The organism is Aeromicrobium sp. WCS2018Hpa-31, from assembly GCF_031843905.1.
In the GTDB taxonomy this organism is placed as follows: Bacteria; Actinomycetota; Actinomycetes; order Propionibacteriales; family Nocardioidaceae; genus Aeromicrobium.
The window spans coordinates 1-18,282 of sequence record NZ_JAVTJF010000015.1 but is presented as its reverse complement, the minus strand read 5'-3'; the positions used below and the strand labels follow the sequence as shown (position 1 = coordinate 18,282).

Annotated in this window: 12 protein-coding genes and 1 tRNA gene; 6 read left to right on the top strand and 7 right to left on the bottom strand. The window is 68.4% G+C overall.

The annotated features are described in order from the left end of the window. The first annotated feature begins 23 nt into the window (after positions 1 to 23). From RQG84_RS17225 to RQG84_RS17215, 3 genes are all read left to right on the top strand, one after another. Complete coding sequence (locus RQG84_RS17225) at positions 24 to 4,586, top strand: Calx-beta domain-containing protein (RefSeq protein ID WP_311211039.1); 4,563 nt, start codon at positions 24 to 26, stop codon at positions 4,584 to 4,586. A gap of 197 nt (positions 4,587 to 4,783) precedes the next feature. Continuing rightward, positions 4,784 to 5,410 carry a TetR/AcrR family transcriptional regulator gene (locus RQG84_RS17220; RefSeq protein ID WP_311211038.1) on the top strand — a complete coding sequence of 209 codons (627 nt, stop codon included), beginning with the start codon at positions 4,784 to 4,786 and terminating at the stop codon, positions 5,408 to 5,410. After that, positions 5,407 to 7,041 (top strand): MFS transporter, encoded by a 1,635-nt coding sequence (locus RQG84_RS17215; protein ID WP_311211037.1) that lies wholly within the window; start codon positions 5,407 to 5,409, stop codon positions 7,039 to 7,041. Before RQG84_RS17220 ends, RQG84_RS17215 begins: the two co-directional genes overlap by 4 nt. A 408-nt stretch (positions 7,042 to 7,449) precedes the next feature. On the opposite strand, the gene RQG84_RS17210 is transcribed toward RQG84_RS17215, so the two are convergent. Both RQG84_RS17210 and RQG84_RS17205 read right to left on the bottom strand, forming a co-directional pair. Beyond that, positions 7,450 to 8,805, bottom strand: coding sequence for a hypothetical protein (locus RQG84_RS17210; protein WP_311211036.1), 1,356 nt, complete (start codon positions 8,803 to 8,805; stop codon positions 7,450 to 7,452). 179 nt (positions 8,806 to 8,984) lie between these two features. Then, complete coding sequence (locus RQG84_RS17205; protein ID WP_311211035.1) at positions 8,985 to 10,784, bottom strand: DUF4209 domain-containing protein; 1,800 nt, start codon at positions 10,782 to 10,784, stop codon at positions 8,985 to 8,987. Positions 10,785 to 11,207: 423 nt separating this feature from the next. On the opposite strand from RQG84_RS17205, the gene RQG84_RS17200 reads away from it, so the two are divergent. Continuing rightward, positions 11,208 to 12,209, top strand: coding sequence for a restriction endonuclease (locus RQG84_RS17200; protein ID WP_311211034.1), 1,002 nt, complete (start codon positions 11,208 to 11,210; stop codon positions 12,207 to 12,209). 59 nt (positions 12,210 to 12,268) lie between these two features. On the opposite strand, the gene RQG84_RS17195 is transcribed toward RQG84_RS17200, so the two are convergent. The 5 genes from RQG84_RS17195 to RQG84_RS17175 form a co-directional block, all read right to left on the bottom strand. Further along, a tRNA-Leu gene (locus RQG84_RS17195) sits at positions 12,269 to 12,341 on the bottom strand. A gap of 26 nt (positions 12,342 to 12,367) precedes the next feature. After that, positions 12,368 to 14,743: an AAA family ATPase gene (locus RQG84_RS17190; protein WP_311211033.1), complete on the bottom strand. Its 2,376-nt coding sequence runs from the start codon at positions 14,741 to 14,743 to the stop codon at positions 12,368 to 12,370. A gap of 194 nt (positions 14,744 to 14,937) precedes the next feature. Then, positions 14,938 to 15,273, bottom strand: coding sequence for a hypothetical protein (locus RQG84_RS17185; protein WP_311211032.1), 336 nt, complete (start codon positions 15,271 to 15,273; stop codon positions 14,938 to 14,940). Between the two features lie 85 nt (positions 15,274 to 15,358). Next, complete coding sequence (locus RQG84_RS17180; protein WP_056553345.1) at positions 15,359 to 16,225, bottom strand: aldo/keto reductase; 867 nt, start codon at positions 16,223 to 16,225, stop codon at positions 15,359 to 15,361. Positions 16,226 to 16,428: 203 nt separating this feature from the next. Next, positions 16,429 to 17,361 carry an NAD(P)-dependent oxidoreductase gene (locus tag RQG84_RS17175; protein ID WP_311211031.1) on the bottom strand — a complete coding sequence of 311 codons (933 nt, stop codon included), beginning with the start codon at positions 17,359 to 17,361 and terminating at the stop codon, positions 16,429 to 16,431. Between the two features lie 46 nt (positions 17,362 to 17,407). Between RQG84_RS17175 and RQG84_RS17170 the strand changes: the two genes are divergently transcribed. Together RQG84_RS17170 and RQG84_RS17165 are read left to right on the top strand one after the other, a co-directional pair. Continuing rightward, positions 17,408 to 17,830 carry a DUF1232 domain-containing protein gene (locus RQG84_RS17170; RefSeq protein ID WP_311211030.1) on the top strand — a complete coding sequence of 141 codons (423 nt, stop codon included), beginning with the start codon at positions 17,408 to 17,410 and terminating at the stop codon, positions 17,828 to 17,830. A gap of 1 nt (position 17,831) precedes the next feature. Further along, positions 17,832 to 18,176, top strand: a complete 345-nt coding sequence (locus tag RQG84_RS17165; RefSeq protein ID WP_311211029.1) for a TraR/DksA C4-type zinc finger protein — start codon at positions 17,832 to 17,834, stop codon at positions 18,174 to 18,176. Positions 18,177 to 18,282 lie beyond the last annotated feature (106 nt).

Here is an 18,282-nt window from a genome sequence, read left to right as displayed (position 1 = left end):
GGTACCAACGATCGGAACCATGCATGGAGCAGCGCCGGGCAGTCTCCAGGACGGCCGCGCTCGCGGTCGCCGTCGTCGCCTCGACCATGACGTGGATGGCGCCCGCCCAGGCCGCCCCAGCGCCACGACCGATCGCAGCAGCCGTGGCCCCAATGGCGGCCGTCCCGACCGCCAACCCCTGCGGCGCCACGGGCACTGACATGAACGGCACCGGCTGCCGCTACGCCACGGTCGGCACCGACACGTTCCGGGCGCCGTACTACCAGCCGAACGTCACCTTCACCGTCTACGGAGCCCGGTCGTCAGGCACGTTCCGCCCCTCGCGTGACTGGGGAGGCATGTCCAAGGGCACGCTCAAGCTGACGCCCGGCGCCGACTACCAGATCAACGTCGGCGGCCCCGCCCGTGGTGACCGCGACCAGTTCGGCGGCTTCAACGGCGGCGGCGACAGCGGTCGCACCTCCATCGAGAACGGCTCCGTCGTCACCGGAGGAGACGGCGGCGGAGGCGCGTCCGACGTCCGGGAGGGCACCTACGGCCTGCTCGACCGCCTCCTCGTGGCCGGCGGTGGCGGCGGATTCGGCGGCATCAACGCAGACCGGACGAACGCGGGCGGAGCCGGCGGTGGCGCCAACGGCCTCGATGGGGACAACGGGATCGGCTCCTCGGGCGGCGGGGGCGGCAGCCAGACGCAGGCAGGACGTTCGCCCGGCAACGCCGGCAGCGCCGGGCGCGGCTTCGGCGGTTCAGGTGGCTCGGGCCCGATCGCACTGGCGCAGTCCGGAGCCGGCGGTGGGGGCGGATACTTCGGCGGGGGCGGCAGCGGTGCCGTCGTCGGGGCCTTCGATCCGTCGGGGGGCGGCGGCGGAAGCGGCTACATCACGCCGCGAGCCACCGACACCTCGTCGAAGACCGGCGGGCAGGAGGACGCCTACCCCCTGCCCGAGGACCGTCTCGACATCCAGGGTGAGAAGGACGGACGCGGTCTCGTGACCGCCACGTGGCCCGGCGGGCCGGTCTCGGCCAACGTCACCGTGACCGCGAGCCCCAGCGGCAAGGTCGACCCCGACACGATGGTGACGCTGACGACCAAGGTGACGACGTCGACCGGCGTCGCCCCGGTCGGCCAGATCCGCTTCGTCGACTACACCAAGGCCAACGGATCGACGAGTCCCAGCGCGCCCGATGCCTGCCCGTGCTCCAACATCACCGGCGACTTCGTCACCAGCTCGCAGGACGGCACCTACGTCAAGCGCGTCCGGGCCGGCTCGCTCCCCTACGGCTCCGACCACGCGATCGTGGCCATCTTCGACGACCTGTACGGCGAGATCCCGCTCACCAGGTCGGCTCCGGCCACCTACTCGGTCAACGTCCCGCCTCCGCCGGGCGTCGACCTGGGCCTGTCGTTGACGGCGACTCCCGAACCGGTGAAGGTCGGTTCCGACCTCACGTACACCTTCGGCGTCACCAACTTCTCGAGCACCACCGCGACGGCAGTGAAGCCCTCCCTGTTCGTGCGGAACGTGACGGGCAACGAGGTCGTCCTCGACCCCAGCAAGACGTCGTCGTTCTGCCGTGTCCTGCTGCCCGGAGAACCATCGGTGGAGTGTGACTTCGGCGAGGTCGCCGCCGGCGCGACGGAGACGGCGACCGTCGTGGTGAGGCCCCTCAGGATCAGGCCCCAGGTGGCCTCCGGGAGCCTGTTCAAGGGTCCCCAGCCCGATCCCAATCCGGACAACGACTACATCGAGATCTCCACCGAGGTCGAGTCGGCCGACCCGCCCCCGCCGACCGACCCCTCGGCCGACCTGTCGGTCTCCGTGCAGGCCCCCACCCGGGTGGACGACGGCGACGGCTTCCTCTACAAGATCGGCAGCTACAACGCCGGCCCCGACACCGCGAGCGACGTCACGATCACCGACGTGCTGCCCGACGGAGTCACCTTCGACCCCGACACGACCTCTCCGGAGTGCACGAACGACGCGGGCACCGTCACCTGCGACGCCGGTGACTACGAGCCCGGACGGATCAAGAACGTGACCATCGGCGTCACGGCCGACCAGGTCGGCACGGTGTCCAACACCGCGACGATCCAGGGCGACCTTGACGACCCGAGCTCGGCCAACAACTCCTCCACCGCGACCACGGTGGTCCGGACCCCGCCGCCGCCGACGGACCTGTCGATCGTCAAGACCGCACCCGACCGGGTGGTGTATCGCGCCGACCTCGTCTACAAGATCGCCGTCACCAACAACGGGGCGGATGCTGCGGCCGAGGTCAAGGCGACCGACGTGCTGCCCGACGGCACGCGCTTCAAGTCCGCCGGGACGTCGTCGGCCTGCCAGCCGGACTTCCTGCAGCGGGTGGTGACGTGCGACTTCGGCACCGTCGCCGGCGACGCGACCGAGACGGCCGAGATCGTCATCATCTCCGACGTGGTGCGTCGGGTCTCCAACACCGCGACGGTCGCTGGCGATACGGCCGACCCGGACCCGACGAACAACTCCTCCACGGCGTCCACGCTCGTGCAGGACCCGTTCTCCCCGGCCGACCTGTCCATCAGGAAGTCCGCAGGGGTGCTGCAGGCTGAGGTCGGCGACGACATCACCTACGAGCTCGAGGTGATGAACAACAACACCGACAACACCTCGGCCTTCCGGGTCGCAGCGATCGACGAGCTGCCCGATGGGGTGACCTTCAAGAGCGAGGGCACCTCCGACGCCTGCACGGAGGTCTCGGGCACCGTGACCTGCGACCTGGGTCAGATCTTCGGCGCGACGTCGAAGACCGTCGAGATCGTCGTCACCGCCACCCGGGCGGGCACGGTGTCGAACACCGCCACCGTCGAGGGCGGGGGCGTCGACCCCGACCCGACGAACGACGCGGCGACGGCGGTCGTCCAGGTGGCCGCACCGCCGGAGCCGGGTGCTCTCGGCTTCGCGACCTCGGACGTCGACGTCGACGAGGGCGGCACAGCGACCGTCACCGTCGACCGCACCGGCGGGACCGACGGCTCCGTGAGCGTCGACTACGCAACCAGCAACGGGACCGCCGGATCGAGCGACTACACCCCCGCCACTGGCACGCTCGCGTTCGCGGACGGTGAGACGACCAAGACCTTCACGGTCGAGACCACGCAGGACACGGCGGTCGAGTCCGACGAGACCGTCGACCTGACCCTCTCGGACCCGACGGGCGGAGCCACCCTCGGCGACGCCGGCGCGACGCTGACGATCATCGACGACGACGAGGAGCCCGAGCCCCCCGTGGAACCGGGCACCGTCGGCTTCGCGGTCACCAACACCGACGTCGACGAGGGCGGCACCGCCACCGTCACCGTCAAGCGCACCGGCGGATCCGACGGCAACGTCACGGTCGGCTACGCCACCAGCGATGGGACGGCAGGGTCCGGCGACTACACGTCGGCCTCGGGCACCCTGACCTTCGCCGACGGTGACACGACCAAGACCTTCACGGTCGCGACCACCCAGGACAGCTCCGTCGAGTCCGACGAGACCGTTGAGCTGGAGCTGTCGAACCCCGGCGGTGGCGCCACGCTCGGCGACGCCGATGCGACCGTCACGATCATCGACGACGACGACGAGGAGCCCGAGCCCCCCGTGGAACCGGGCGCCGTCGGCTTCGCGGTCACCAACACCGACGTCGACGAGGGCGGCACCGCCACCGTCACCGTCGAGCGCATCGGTGGCACGGACGGCGACGTGACCGTCGACTACGCGACCAGCAACGGGACCGCCGACTCCGACGACTACGCGTCGGCGTCCGACACGCTCGCCTTCGCGGACGGTGAGACGTCGAAGACCTTCGAGGTCGACACCACGCAGGACACCCGGGTGGAGGCCGACGAGACCGTCGACCTGACCCTGTCGAACCCCACCGGCGGCGCCACCATCGGCGACGGCGACGCGACCCTCACGATCACCGATGACGACGACGAGGAGGAGCCCGAGCCGCCGGTCGAGCCGGGAACCCTCGGCTTCTCCGCCCAGGACTACCCGGTCCAGGAGGGTGAGGCAGCCACGATCACCGTGACCCGTACCGGCGGCAGCGACGGCAGCGTCTCGCTCACCTACGCGACCGACGACCCGACTGCCCGGGCAGCTCGAGCCGCCGCGGCTGACGGGTACACCCCCACCACCGGCACCCTGACCTTCGCCGACGGCGTCACCTCACGGACCTTCACGGTCCAGACCACCGACGACGACGTCGACGAGCCGGACGAGACCATCGCGCTCAGCCTGGCCGACGCCACGGGTGGCGCCACCCTCGACGACGCCGGCGCGACGGTGACGATCCTCGACGACGACCCCGCCGTCACCGATCCCGGCGACGGCACAGATCCAGTTGACGGTGGCGACGGCACAGATCCGATCGACGGTGGCGACGGGACCGATGGTGGAGCCGGCGGTGCGGGCAGCGGCAACGGCAACGGCACTCCCGCCAACCCCGCCGCCTCGGCCCTCCCCGACACCGGCGGTCCGAATCTCGGGCTACCGGTCCTCGGCACCCTGCTCCTCCTCGCTGGAGCTGCCTTGACCGTCGGCCGACGCCGGCGGGACGCGTAGCCGACGAGCCCCACGCCCGCCTGCGGCCCCTGCGAGGACCAGAGCTCGCTGAGCAGGGGCCGGGCGCCCGGCCGTTCGTCCCACCGTCGGCAGATCGTTGCCGGAAAGCACTTGCGCTCCGATGAAACATGTCCGTACCATCGAATGGAACGGTACCGTTCCGTTTCATCCATGTTTCGTCGCGCACCAGGAGCACCATGACCCCGGCAGAAGCCGCAGCCGCCGCCCGTCCTCGCGTGGAGGGCGAGCGTGAGCGCGAGATCCTCGAGGCGGCGCTCGACGTACTCGCCGACGTCGGCTACGACCGGCTGACGATGGACGCCGTGGCCACGGCCGCTCGGGCGTCCAAGGCCACGCTGTACCGCCGGTGGGACACCAAGGCGAGCCTCGTCCTGGAGGCCGTCCTCGCCCAGAAGGGCCCCCTCCCCGTCCTCCCCGACACCGGCAGCCTGCGCGGCGATCTCATCGCCTCGCACTGCGGCCGCGGAGGCCTGACCGACGCACGCCAGATCGCCATCTTCAGCGCCGTGCTCACGGCGCTCGGCCGTGACGCCGAGTTCGCCGACGGCTTCCGTTCCCGCTTCCTGGGCCCCAAGGTCGAGCTGACGCGAGAGATGTTCGTCCGCGCGCGTGAGCGCGGCGAGATCCGCGACGACGTCGATCTCGACATCGTCGGGTCGGCCCTGGCCGGCATCGTCCTGCACCGCGAGTTCGTCATGGGCGAAGTGCCCACGCCCGAGAGGATCACCTCCGTCATCGACCAGGTGATCCTCCCCGCCGTCCTGCGCCACTCCCCCGACCAGACCCCCAAGGACCCCTCATGACCGACACCACCCCCGACACCGGGAGCCACCCCGTCCAACCCGAGGACCTCCCTCCCGAGACCAACCGCAAGCTGGGCTGGGCGCTGGTCATCATCTGCATCGCGCAGCTGATGGTCGTGCTCGACGCGACGATCGCCAACATCGCCCTGCCCTACATCGCGGCCGACCTGCGGATCGGCGAGGCGAACCTGCAGTGGATCGTGACGGGCTACGCCCTCGCGTTCGGTGGCCTGCTGCTCCTCGGCGGTCGCCTGGCCGACCTGTACGGACGGCGTCGGATCTTCATCACCGGCCTCATCGTCTTCGCCGTCGCGTCGGCGCTCGGTGGCCTCGCCCAGAACGAGCCGATGCTGCTCGCGTCGCGTGGGCTGCAGGGCGTCGGTGCGGCCATGGCCGCGCCCGCCGCCCTGGCGCTGATCACCACCACCTTCCCCGCCGGCCCCCTGCGCAACCGCGCCTTCAGCGTGTACGCCGCCCTGTCGGGTGTGGGCGCCGCGATCGGCCTGATCCTCGGCGGCTGGCTGACCGGGCTGGAGCTGGGCAGCCTCGAGGGCTGGCGGCTGACGTTCCTCATCAACGTGCCGATCGGCCTCGTGGCCGCGTTCCTCGCACCGCGGTTCCTGCCCGAGAGCAAGCCGCAGCGTCTCGCTCTCGACATCCCGGGCGCGCTCAGCGGCACCCTCGGCCTGGCCGCGCTGGTCTTCGGCCTCTCCCGGGCCGGCGACGAGCGCTACGGCTGGGGTGACACCTCGACCATCGTGTCGCTGGTCGTCTCGGCGGTGCTGCTCGTCGGCTTCATCGTGATCGAGCGGTCCGTCAAGAGCCCGCTGCTGCCCCTGAGCATCTTCGCCAGCCGTGCCCGCTCGGTGGCGTTCGCGTCCATGATGATCACGCCGGCGGCCATGTTCGCGATGTTCTTCTTCCTGTCGCTGTTCGTGCAGAACGTGCTCGGCTACAGCCCGCTTCACACCGGCTTCGCGTTCCTGCCGTTCACGGTCGGCATCGTCTTCGGTGCCACCCTGTCGTCGAAGCTGATCGCCCGCATCGACCCCCGGTTCATCGCCGGGGTCGGCACCATCCTGGCCGGCATCGCCCTGTTCGGCTTCTCGCGGATCAGCGTGGACGACAGCCCCGCCAACCTGCTGCGCATCGCCGGCGGGAGCGGGTCCCTGAGCGACGACGTGAACTACTGGACCGCCATCGCACCGTTCATCGTCCTGATGGCCTTCGGCATGGGCCTGGTCTTCGTGACCATGACCCTGGTGGCCGTGCACGGCATCCCGTCGGAGGAGTCCGGCATCGGCTCGGGCGTGCTCAACACCATGCAGCAGGTCGGTGGAGCCATCGGCCTGGCCGCCCTGTCGACCGTGGCCCTGCACTTCTCCACCAACCGTGGCGAGGAGATCGGCGGTGCCATCCAGGCGGCGTCAGGTTCAGGGGGCGCACCCGCGCCCGACGTCGCGGAGCGCCTCAACCAGCTCATCGGCCAGGCCGCCTTCACCGAGGGCGCGACGAACGCGTTCCTCGTCGGCGCCTTCATGATCTGGACCGCCTCGGCCATCATCTGGCTCCTGCTCAACGTCAAGCACGACGAGCTCGCTACGGATGGGCCGGAGGGCGTCGCAGTTTGATCCACGAACGCGGGGGCGCCCGGCGATAGGGTCGCCCCTGCCGCTGATGGCAGGTCCAACGATCAGCTTCCTGATCTCGTGAGGGTTCAAAACTGTCGCCTTCTGCGCGCCGGTGTGACCAGCCCCACCGGACACGTCTCGTAGTGACAGTCCAGGCTCGGGAACGATCCCTCTGAGCAGCCTATTGCCGAGGATTTTGCTCCTCAGCCGCCTTCCGCCCGGGCAGACCCGCGTCACTCCTTCCAAGATGACGAAGCGCAGCCACCGCGACGCCGTAACGTCGTCGGTGCGAACCCGGCGTGGAACGGCCCTAAGCGGCCGACTGGCATGGGGTGCGCCACCCTCGCTGGCGAGTGCGGAAGCAACACCTACGACGTCTCGGGGTCGCGGGATCGGCCTCTAACAGGCCTACAGCCACTGCCAGTTGTTCAGGTACGGCGGCGGCTCCCAGGCTGCGGAGCGGACAGCGGGATGGGTTTGAGCGAAGAGACGGATCGCGTCCAGCGAAAAGGCGACGTCTCGGAGCAGGTCGCGTTGCCTGTTGACTACGTTGCCATCGGCGACCGTGTCCGCGAGCTTGTGCGCTGGGACTTGCCGCTCCTTTCGCACCTGACGAAGGGGGTCGAGTACGCCTCGGACGCCTTCTACGGTGGCGGTACTGCTCGCGGCGAGGATCAGCTCCTGCAGCCGTCCGAGCGTCCCCAGGAGGTTGCCTTTCGCGTCCTCCCTCGGCGCGCCGGCGGCGTCGAGTCCGCTCGACCGGAGGTTGTCCGATAGCAGCTTGTCGGTGAGAAGGATGAAGTCGTTCCAGGATCCGGTCGTAGGCCGCAGAACCCAACCCCAGGCTCGCGGACGATCTACGGTTGCGAAGAGGTCGGCGTCGAAAGCGAGGTTCCACAACTCGTTGATCGCTTTCAGTTCACACAGGATCTTGGTGAATGGACCGATGTGGTCGAGCCAGCGACCGCCGATGTGGCGTTGCCACCAGTCTGGGTGGGGCGACAGATCCTTATCACCGCGTTCGAACGTCGACAGCCGGGTCTGGTGTCGCGCCGGAAGGTCGACGAGGTCGCAGAGGAACGCGGTCCAGTACCGGCGGATCGCTTCGTCGCCGCGGTAGTCGACGGTGTGGTCGTACGCGTACCCGGCCTCGAGACTGAGCAGGTCGTCGGCCTCGTAGTCGGAGGCCGGCGCCGTCGAAAACGTGAACCCGTCATCGCCGAACTCGAATGTGAAATCCGGGTCGTTGACGTACCCCTCAAGAGCGGCCAAGTCGAAGAATGCGAGTTCGAGGGTGCCGCTTCCCATCGTCATTCGGTCGCGGTATGGATGCGTGTGGGTGAGGGCAGGGGCGTGTGCCTCCATAGCCTTCGGGGTCGGGTAAAGGCATCCGGCCAGGCCACCCGCTGCCACGCGAATCAGTTCGGTGACCTGGCGCTCGACGTCGTCTTTCACCCACGGCCGGATGTGCGTATTAAGGTAGTCAGTTGACGTGACGACCTGGATTAACCCATCGTGAACGAGTTGCTCTGCGTTCTTGTGCGGCCCAGCGGATTCGCCGAAAGGGAGGCCGTTGTACTTGCTGGAGTTCAAGTAGTGGTCGATGACTTTGGCGAGAAGGGCGTCAGCGTTCGGGTAAGTCGCATCGTCCACGGCGGGCGCTGGGGAAATGTTCGGCAACGCGTCAATCCATTCGTTGAGACTGAACGGCTCCTGCCCGGTCCGGCGGCGCCGCTCTCGTCGCTTCCTTGCGTCCTTCCCCACGTAACGTCCTCCCCCTGGGCGACGTGCCCGATGTCATGTGCTCCCCACGGTGAGAAATGCAGCCGACACTCGGATCTTCGATCCAAATGCTTGCCGGTGAGTGCTGCCACCGGCGAGGGTCAAAACAGTACGGCCACGAACTTGCCGATTCCGCTGATACGACGGACCTAGTCCGACCCCTATTCCGGGGCGGCTGGCTCGCGCGCTTCGGCCGCCTCTGGATCGTGCAGCGCGTTCCAGTAGGGCATGAATACGAGCTTGAGTGTGAACCACCAGAGGTAGACGCTGACCCCTGAGGAAAACACTCTGTCGCCCAGCAGTCCATGCGCGACTTCGTTGCGAAGGTTCGGGCCGATGGGTCCGCACATCAGTGCACGAAGTTCAAACACAACGTCCTCTCCGAATATGTCGACGCTCTGGTTGTTCTCCATGAGCGCAGAGAGGCCGATCTCGTTCTCATTGCCGTCGGCACCGATTGCGCTGGTGCGCTCGCCGGCATTCGCGAGGTGGAGTCGCACTAGTGCTTCGATTGCGGGCACTAGTAAGTGCACCGCGGCTCCGAAGTCTCCGCTATACCCATAGTGCAGTCCCTGTGCGAAGACCCTCTCGTGCGAGCTCGGCACGATGGAGCTGCCCGCAGCAAGGGCCTGAAAGTCACCGATGTGAAGTCGATGATCGGAGGACACCTGTCTCCACGCCCTCGGCAGCACGATTCCGCCGAGAAGGTTGACCCGCAACTGGTAGTGCTCGATCATCCCTTCCCAGGTGGCCGCCTTCTCACCATAGATCCTGGCGTCATCGCTCTCAGGCGAGCGATACACGGTGCGCCCGTCAGAGGTGAGAGTCCGCCGCCCTATGAATGACAAGAGCGAGGATCGCTGCTCCGCTTCTGTCCGCGCCGCCGACAGGCTCGCGAAAGCCTGAATGCCTGCGAAGCGGCGGACCGACTCGACTGCATCATCGCTACGAATTACGTCTAGCAACTCAGTGACGTGGTCGCCGATGTCGCCGCTCTCCGTGCTAATCACTTCCATCTGGCCAATCGCCGCAGCACCGCTCTCCCTGATTCGGCGGGCGAGGTCAGTCGCCAAGTCCACGGCGCCAAGGCGCTCGCGGGCGGTGCGGGGCAGCGTGCGGAGAATCTTGAGCGCCAGCTCCAGGTGGATAGACGCGCGGAAAGCCTCAGATGCATCAGCTGCAGCAATGAGTCGCTGAACGATTGCGAATGTCGCGTCCTCGGCCGCCTCCGGATCACCAGCACGCCGATACCACTCGGCCGCGACCTCTAAGGTGGGCTGAGCGGCGATTGACTCGACGCCGTTAGCATCCTCAGCAAGGTGCGCTGCAATCGCCGCCGCTTGCTGTCGTCCAAGCCGATGGTCGCCGAGCATCCGCGCCGCGCGCACCGCGAGTGCGCCGTCAGTGGATGTGGTTGCGGCTTCGACGAGTTGGCGCTCGATCTCGTTGAGCTGCAACGACGCGACGCCACGGAAGCGAACGGCGACCGCAAGTCCGCGGTCCCACTGTTCGGCGGCGTGTGTCATCGCCTCACTCGTCACTCCGTGGTCGGCCAGCGCTCGGAGCTGTGCGGCATGTCGCGTCGAGCGAAGCGCAGGGTCTCCAGTAATAGCGAGGACGTCAAGGACGCGACTTCGAAGGATGAGGCTGGGGATGAGGTCGGCAATCTCAGCCAGCACCGCGAGGTCTGCCTCCGCGAAGTCTGCGGGAATGGGGCTTTGCCGGTCGCCGACCGTCGCGAAAGGGCCGTAGGGGTTGGTCCAGTCGTCCCCGTTCGGCATGAACCAAGCGACCTTCGCAAGGAGACCTGAAACGTAACGGACATCCTCGTCAGCATCGTGGTCATCTGCGATAGCCCTGAGAGGACTGCCCATGAGGAGAGTCCCAGCGTCATCGTCGGCTAGCGCTGCCTGCAAGTCAGGGTGGCACGCAGCGGCCTGCCAGCGGGAATCGTCGGTCATAGGTCTAGGTTATGGGTGCTCGGTGACAGGGCTCGGCAATCTGTGCCGAACCTAGAAGCGTCTACCCAGTTGGAGTCTTGGGCCAGCCGGGACTGCCGTGGGAGCTTGCTGATGTCGACCCATCGGATTCGAACGCCGGTCTTCTGACGTCAAGATTGGAGGAGGATCGCGTCCCACGCGTACGTCGGGTGTTTAGCGTTTCGCCCAAGCGGTCCGGGGACATCCGGATCTGTCACCATCCGCGCGCCTTTACCGTGCGACGAACCACCGCAACTGCTCGTCTGTCACGGAGCGCGCCTTGTGCTCCCGGTTTCCTACCTTTCAGCGGGCGGGGCGGGCAGGCAGGTGAGGCACCGGGCAACTCGAACACAGGTTGAGTCCGGTCTTACGTCGGACAAGCACGAGGACTGATAGAAGTGCTCAATGAGCATGGGCAAAACTCGGCTTCTTAATTGGCGCGCAGAGTTCCGGCGGGCTGAGGCCCTGCCGTCGGACGCGGGGGGAGTTCATAAGCGGGCGCGTGGGCGACAGTTCGAGAGGATCCTTTCGGCAGCTTTCGAGGAGGCCGGTCTCCAACCTCGGCTTTCTTACCGGCCCCGCGGTGAAGAGATCGATGGATCCATCTGGTTCGAGGGGCGAACCATCCTCATCGAGGCGAAATGGACTCGAGACCCTCACCCAGCTTCGAGCGTCTACCAGTTCCGCGGGAAGGTTGACGGAAAATTGGTCGGAACCCTAGGTCTGTTCATCAGCATGGCCGGCTTCAGTGAGGACACAGTTGACGCTCTGGTGGCGGGCAAGGACTTGAACATCGTGCTCGCCGACGGCGAGGACGTCCGGGCGATCGTCGAAGGACCCACAACCTTCCGCGATGCCTTGGCCTACAAGCTGCGGGCGGCTGGCGATTCGGGCACACCCTTTGCCCCTCTGAACGGAAGGCAATCGATTCCAAACGGCGCAGATGTCATCTTCGTTCAAAGCCAGTTCGACGCTCGAGTACTGCGGATCGGACGTGAGGCGTTTCAAGCACATTCGAGTGGTCCAATTGTTCCTACAGCAGGGAAGCTGAACATGGTCCCACTCATGAGCGCCGTCCTTCCAACACTAGGAGGACCCGCGCGAGTGACGATGGTTCTCGACGACACGTCTCTGGCAACCAACCTGCGGGGGGACGTGGACGACGCGCTTGAAGCCCTCGAGGGCGAATCGCCTGTCGTGGAAATAGTCTCAGTGGGGGTGCCACTTGAAGTTGCATTTGGGCTAGTGAAGCCTGGCGCATCTCGAGCAGAGCGTCGTGCGTTGTGGGCTTTGTCCAACGCACAGATCAAGGAGAAACTTCGAGCAGTTGATCTCAGCAAGCAGATATTCGGCTTTCCGAATCTGGGAGCAATCTTGAAGGCCTCAGGGGTAGACGTAGAGGAATAGCGAGTCTCCTCCCGGGTTGACAGCTGATGGCGGCGTCATTTCGCCGCGAGTGACGCCTGTGCTCCCGGTGGGGGTCGAACCCACACTGGGGCGGGTTTAAGCCGCCTGCCTCTGCCATTGGGCTACGGGAGCGCGGGGCCAGCCTAGGCGGGGACGCGTCAGTCGACGCCGACCCAGGCGAAGAACTCGTCGGCCGAGATCACCGGCTTGCCGTACTCGCGGGCCTTGCGCGCCTTGCCCGACTGCGTGCCGACCTCGGCGACGACAAGCAGGTCGCACTTCGTCTTCGTCACGTTGGTGGCGGGGACGAGGCCGGCGTCGCGGGCGAGGCGCTCCATCTCGTCGCGCTCGTACATCCGCCCCGACGGCGAGGTGGCCGTGCCGGTGAAGCACACCCGCACTCCCGCCTGCAGCACGTCGGACGCGGCCGGGTTCGCCTCGTTGACCGCAGCGACCAGGTCGTCGACGAAGCGCTCGCCGAGCAGCGTCTCCACCGTCCGCAGGCGCTCGACCAGCTGGTCGGAGAGCCGCGACGCCTTGGTGGCGACGTTGGCCAGCCGCGCCGACACGGACTCGGCCACCACGGCGGGCGGCGTGGACGCCCCGGCGGGGGCAGAGCCGTCGAGCAGGGCCGAGCTGATGATCGTGCTCGCCTCCACCAGTGCCGAGAGCGTCGGGAGTCGGTCGGTCGACGGCGGGGCGAGGTCGGGGTCGCGGGTGAGCAGGTAACTGGGGTCGGGCAGGCTCTCGGCCGGCTCGAAGGGTGTGCCCGAGGGAGTCGTGGCCCCGGCCTCGTTGAGGGACCTGAACGCCTCCAGCGCGGCGCGGGCGCGATCGGCCGCCCGCCCCGACGACTCCGCCACGCGCCCATCGGACGACAGCGCGCCGTACGGCACCTCCACGCCGAACGGCATCGGCACCACGTGCTTCAGCCGCTTGAGCTCGAAGTCGATCTTGGCCAGCGCGTCGTCGACCCGCACCCCCACCGGCGTCACGCCCTCGAGCAACGGAGCGAGCACCGCCCAGGCCTCCGGCAGCGTGGGCGCGAGCAGCACGTCGTCGGCAGTGATGGCGAACCGCGCGCGGGCGTCGGCCAGGTCGCGCTCGGGGTTCACGAGCGTGCTCACCGCCGTGCCGTCGTCGAACGCGACGGCCAGCTCGATCGGACGCGGTCGGGAGAACGTCCCCTCGTCGCCGACGAAGCAGACGCCCAGGGCGGCGAATCGGTCGGGCGCGGTGCGAGCGACGGAACCGGACAGGAACCGCGTGACCCGACGGTCGGTGCGCAGGTGCCGCGGCTCGATCGGCTTGCGCAGCACCAGACCCGCCATCGACGTCGCGCGGCTCAGCGCCACGTACACCTGGCCGGTGGCGAACACGCCGCCCGTGAGGTCGACGACGAGCCGGTCGAGCGTCTGGCCCTGGCTCTTGTGGATCGTGATCGCCCACGCCAGCCGGCACGGCAGCTGCGTGTAGGTGCCCACCACCTCGCGGCTCAGCGAGCCGCCGTCGACGACCGGCCGCGTGACCTCCCACGTGTACGCGCCGACCGTGACGACGGACCCGTCGGCCAGCTCCACGTCCAGCTCTCGCTCACCGTCGACCATGGCCATGTCGACGATGCGGCCGAGCGACCCGTTGACCCACCGGTCGCTCGGGTCGTTGGTCAGCATCATGATCTGCGCGCCGACCTTGAGGTGCAGCACCGAGTCCGTCGGCGGGTCGAAGCCGCCGACGTCGCCGCTCTCCCGCGCGACGTGCGTGACGGCCTCGCCGGGCAGCCGCTCCAGACGTTGGCGGTTGCGGGATGTGACGATCGAGTTCGACGGCGCCAGCGTCAGCCACAGCTCGTCCTCGGGCGGCTCGAAGTCGGCGTCGACGCGCGTGTTCAGCTCGGCCCGCGCGGCCTCCAGCAGCACGCCCTCGCGCACGGCGTTCAGCAGCGACGTCAGGCGGTCGTCGCCGAGCTGGCGGAACACCGTGGTGAGCGCGACGGTCGGGAACGCCTCGCGCTCGAAGGAGTGCGCGGAGTAGAAGTACTCGGTCTCATAGTGCGTGCGGAAGAACTCCGTCTCGCGGTCGCCGACGATCGGCGGCAGCTGCAGCAGGTCGCCCACGAGCACGACCTGCACGCCACCGAACGGCTCGCCCTCGCGGGGACCGAACCGTCGGAGCGCCGCCTCCACCATGTCGAAGACGTCGGCGCGCACCATCGACGCCTCGTCGACCACCAGCGTCTGCAGACCCCGGATGGCCTTCGTGAACCGACCGGGTCGGTAGGTGCCGGAGCGCACGTCGTCCAGCGTCGTCGTCGGACGGAAGCCGAACAACCGGTGGATCGTGTAACCCTCGACGTTCAGCGCCGCGATGCCCGTGGGCGCGGCCACCACCACCCGACGCTCGGTGGTGGCGAGGAAGTGCCGCACCAGCGTCGACTTGCCCGTCCCCGCCTTGCCGGTGAGGAACAGGTGGCTGCCCGACTCGAGCAGCTCGAGCGCGCGCTCGATCTCCGGCGTGATGGTCAGGTCGGGCACGGGGTCAGCGTGTCATGCGCAGGCCAAAGCCCCACGGAGATCGAATCGCAAGAGCACGACAACGCGCCTGACTTCTCTTCGCCGGCCTCGACGAACGACTCGATTACTACTCTCGTCCCATGGATGCGGCGAGCCTGATGAACTTGGGGACTCTTCTGGTAGCGGTACTAGGAGTTGGACTCGTCGTTTGGCAACTAAAGGAGCAGAGGCGAACTCTGCGAGCGGAGTTCGGACATCTCTACGTTCAACGCTTCTGGCAGATCGATGACGACCGGATTCTTGCCGAGGACGGTGACCCCCTCCGGCATCTGCACGACCGTCGATACCTGCGGCTGTTCGAGGACGAGTTCGAGGTGGCGGCACTCGGGCTTCTCGATCTTCCCCAGTGGGCTGTTTGGCACGGGGTCCTCGACGACGAGCGCGCGCGACACGGAGTAATCCAAGCTCTCGAGAACTGCGACCCGGACTCTACCGAGTTCGCGCTGCTGCGGCGCTGCATCAATCAACGGGAGCGCGACGGGGCCCGTCACGATATCTCCCGCTGCAAGGCGGGTTGAACGCGACGCGGCCCCCGACCTGCGTGAGGTCGAGGGCCGCATCGGGCTGTGCTTCGGGTCAGGCGCTGAGGCCGGACTCGATCGTCTGGAGCTCGTCGTCGGTGAGCTCGAGGTCAGCCGCCTCGGCGGAGTTCTTCGCCGACTCCGGGCGCGAGGCGCCGGGGATCGGGACGACGACGGGGGCCTGGGCGAGGTGCCAGGCGAGCGCGACCTGGTGGGGGCTCACGCCGCGGGCGTCGGCCACCTGCTGGAAGGCGGAGTGGTCCGAGCCGAAGTCGCCGGCCTTCTTGATGCCACCGAACGGGCTCCACGGCAGGAACGCGACGCCGATCTCGGCGCAGTGCTTCAGCTCGTCACGGCTCGACAGGAACGCCGGGCTGAACTGGTTCTGCACCGACGCCAGCTTGCCGCCGAGCACCTGGTTGGCCTCGTCGATCTGCGCGACCGTCGCGTTCGAGATGCCCGCGTGCTGGATGACACCCTCGTCGAGCAGCTCCTTCAGCGCGCCCACGGACTCCGCGTACGGGACGTCCGGGTCGGGGCGGTGGAACTGGTAGAGGCCGATCGACTCGACGCCGAGCCGCTGCGCCGACGCCTTCGCCGCCTCCTTGAGGTACTCGGGGCGTCCGTTCTGCGTCCACGAGCCGTCGCCGGGGCGCAGGTGGCCGCCCTTCGTCGCGACGAGCACGTCCTGGCCGCCCGAGTGGCTCTTGAGCGCCTCCGCGATGAGCGACTCGTTGTGGCCGACCTCGCCGGCGTCGCGGTGGTAGGCATCGGCGGTGTCGATGAAGTTCACGCCGGCGTCGAGCGAGGCGTGGATCGTGGCGATGGAGCGCTCGCGATCGGGCCGCCCCTCGATGGACATCGGCATGCCGCCGAGGCCGATCGCGCTGACGGTCACGGGTCCGATGGTGCGCTGCTGCACAGGTCCTCCTGAAGTGGGTGGGAAGTGGTCAAACCTTCAATTTCCACCGTACGTCGGGATCCCAGGGACGCCAGCCGAGACCGATGCTGGACCGAACATCGACCGAGGTGCCTTGACCGATGCCGAGTGGTTTCGATACGTCCGTCTCGCAAGCTCGCCGGACTACTCAACCAGCGATGCGGCGGCGACGGTCGAACTGCGGGTCAGGACACATCCACCTGGTTCATGAGCGGCTCCCCCGCGACGAGCCGACGCACCTGCTCGCGCACGAGGGGCTCGATGCGCCCGAGGCGCGTGGCCACCGCGCCGCCCACGTGGGGGGCGATGAAGACGCCGGGGGTGGTCCACAGCAGGTGGTCGTCGGGCAGCGGCTCGGGGTCCACCACGTCGAGCGCCAGCCGCACGTGGCCTGACGCGGCGTGCTGCACGAGAGCGTCGGTGTCGGCCACCTTGCCGCGCGCGACGTTCACCAGCAGGGCGCCGTCGCGCATGGCCGAGAGGAACGCGTCGTCGACGAGGTGGTGGGTGGCGTCGCCGTACGGCACGGCGACGATCACGACGTCCACGTCGGCCAGCAGCCCGTGCACCTCGTCGATGCCGTGCACGTGGCCACGGTCGTCGTCACGCGCGCTCGACGCCACGCGCACCATCTCCACGCCGAAGCCGTCGAGCCGCGCCGCCACCTGCTCGCCGATCCCGCCGACGCCCAGCAGCATCACGCGCTTGCCGAGCACGCCGGGGCGCGCCTCGTCCTTGCTCCACCGACCCTCGGCGCGCGTGGCGTTGCGCGCGAAGTCGTCGAGGCCGCGCAGCGACGCCAGCGTCATGGCCACCGCCAGCTCGGCCGTCGGCGCCTCGTGCACGTCGACCGCGTTGCACCAGGTGATGCCGTCGGGCACGTTCCCGATCGCGTCGTCGTAGCCGAGTGACTGCGCCTGCACCGCCTTCACCCGCTCGGCGTCGAGCACCGACAGGTCGCCCGTGAGCTGGTACGGACGGACCGCGAGGTCGAGCACGACGTCGGCCGGAGGCTTCCCCGCGAAGTCCCACACGTGCAGGGTGGCGGTGCCGTCGGACTCCAGGTCGGCGAAGAGGTCGCGGGTCGTCTCGTCGGGAAGGCTCAGCTGCAGCGTCATGCCTCCGATCATGCCCGCCGTCCGCCCCGCGCCCTACCGTGGGTTCGTGAGCACCTGGGGCATCGTCGCGGCCGTCGTCGGAGGCCTCGTGCTGCTCTGGCTGGGGCTCGTCGTCGTGCTGTGGCTCGCCGCGCGCCGCGACTCCCGCGACGTCGACCTGCGCGACCTCGTCCGCCTCGTCCCCGACCTGGTGCGCCTCGTCCACCGCCTCGCCCGCGACCCCGCACTCCCCCGCGGCGTCCGCATCAGGCTCGGCGCACTGCTCGTCTACCTGGCCCTGCCCATCGACCTCGTGCCCGACGTCATCCCCGTGGTCGGGTACGCCGACGACGTGGTCGTCGTCGCGCTCGTCCTTCGGTCCGTCGTGCGGCACGCGGGGGCCGACGCCATCGAGCAGCACTGGCCCGGCACCGACGCGGGGCTCGCCGCGGTACTGCGCCTGGCCGGCGTCCGGCGCGAGGTGGCCTGACGTGGACCACCGCACCCGCCTCGACGACGAGCGCCGGTCGCTCCTGCGCGCCATCGCCGTCCGCGACGCCGACGTGGCCGGCATCGTCGCCGCGCGCGAGGGCTCCAACGTCGACGACGAGCACGACCCCGAGGGTTCCACCATCGCCTTCGAGCGGACCCAGGCCGACCACGCCGCCGCCAACGCCCGACGTCGGCTCGAAGCGGTGGAGGCGGCGCTGGGTCGGCTCGACGACGGCACCTACGGCGTGTGCAGTGTCTGCGGTGAGCCGATCGCGGAGGGTCGATTGGAGGCATTGCCGGCCACCACGCGGTGTGTGCGGTGCGCGTCGAGCCAGAAGTCCTGACCGCCCGCGGACCTTGGTCACGTATTCGAACATGTGCTTGTTTCTTGTCTGATCCTGCCTCTAGAATGGGGGTAGTCCAGCAGGAGGAAGCATGAGCGTCGCCGCA